At 61.2% G+C, this 1,366-nt stretch carries 1 protein-coding gene; it reads left to right on the top strand.

Features of this window, described 5'->3' with window-relative positions:
• Positions 1–124: 124 nt before the first annotated feature.
• The gene (locus ACFXN1_RS51815) at positions 125–841 is read left to right on the top strand and encodes a hypothetical protein (protein WP_379446119.1); all 717 of its coding nucleotides are present in this window, start codon (positions 125–127) and stop codon (positions 839–841) included.
• Positions 842–1,366 lie beyond the last annotated feature (525 nt).

Here is a 1,366-nt window from a genome sequence, read left to right as displayed (position 1 = left end):
GGTGGACTGTGGCGATTGAATAGGGCTCAGTTTGGCGGAGTTGGCTCTCTGAAGTGATCTGAAACTATCTGTGATCGAGTTTGTTTAGTATCTCGTCAGGATTCCATCGGAGGTTGGAACCGAAATGAAGAACATGATGAAGGCTGTGCTGTGTACTGCGGTGGCTACTGCGGTGGTATCGCCTGCCGGTGTGGCGGCAGCGGATCCGGCTGCGGCCGTATCCAGTGAATCGGTTGGTTATACGGCGACCAGGACTGCGGCGTCGACCGTTATCAGGACGAGTGCGGGTTCGCTGGTAGATGATCACGGTGTTTTCAAGGTGGAAGCGCCTGATGGGACGGTGCTCGCGGGTACCGAGTTGTCGTTTCGGGTCGATGATTTCGTGTTCCCGATCGCGGCTGAGATCAATGACCGTACTGCGGTCCTCACCCCGCAGTTTGATGTTGCCCACGCCGTCTACGAGCCGGTAGCGCTGCCGTATGAGGATTCCGCGCCGTGGAAGACTCCGTATGACAGGGAGCAGGCGGCCTGGAATCGGTTGACCTCGACGATCAGTGCGGGTGCCACGATCGGTACTCTCGTCGGCGGTGTCGCTGGTGCCGCTGTTGGGTGTGTTCTCGGTGGTATCGCCGGTGCCACGGTCGCGGCAGCGACCATCGTCGGCATGTTCGGCCCGTTCATTCCTTCCGCGGCGGTCGGGTGCCTCGGCGGAATTGTTGCTGTCGGTGCGTTGGGCACGCTGGCTGGGCAGCTACTGGTCACGGCTCCGGTGGCGATTGTGGCGGCGGTGCAGTACTTTACGACAATCAACCAGCCCTTCAACCCGGCATCCTCGAAATAGCGGACAGTTGACCAGGTCGGGATTCATGCATTGCTCGGGCCGGCTCGTGTGGGCCGAGCCGGATGCGCTGGTGCTGGGTTGACGTATGGTTGAGCCTCGCCAACCGGCTCAGTAGGCGGAGAACGACGTCGCGGCGCCACGAGTCCGACGTCGACCCGGAACTGGGCGGCTGAGGATGTGAGCGCGGCGTCTTCTGGGCCACCGTGGACGTTGCGGTCGTAGACAGAACTATCAGAGCCTGCTGACTTCGTGGTCGAAAGAGCAGGCGCCTCGGATCCCGTCTTGCAGCGTTGAAACCTGCGGACAAGACCGAACTATTGCCAGCCAGCCCGCAGTGGGCGTCGTCGAGCTATTCGGATAGCTGGCCGATACAACATGGAAACCCACTTAAAAAGGGCTCAAATCGCACACGCTCGCGAAGTGGTACTGACGGCAAGGAGGCCGAAGTCGTGGACGGGATTGAACGACAGCCTGGCATCGCTGGGCTTTGGGAGCCGCGGGCCGGCCCCTTCGCGCGCAACGTGT

The organism is Nocardia sp. NPDC059154 (assembly GCF_042755705.1).
GTDB lineage: Bacteria > Actinomycetota > Actinomycetes > Mycobacteriales > Mycobacteriaceae > Nocardia.
The sequence above is the reverse complement of the archived record's forward strand: the minus strand, read 5'-3'. Positions and strand labels throughout refer to the sequence as shown.

Coding starts and splice junctions, on each gene's coding strand:
- ACFXN1_RS51815 (WP_379446119.1), top strand. CDS start 125: ATGAAGAACATGATGAAGGCTGTGCTGTGTACTGCGGTGGCTACTGCG.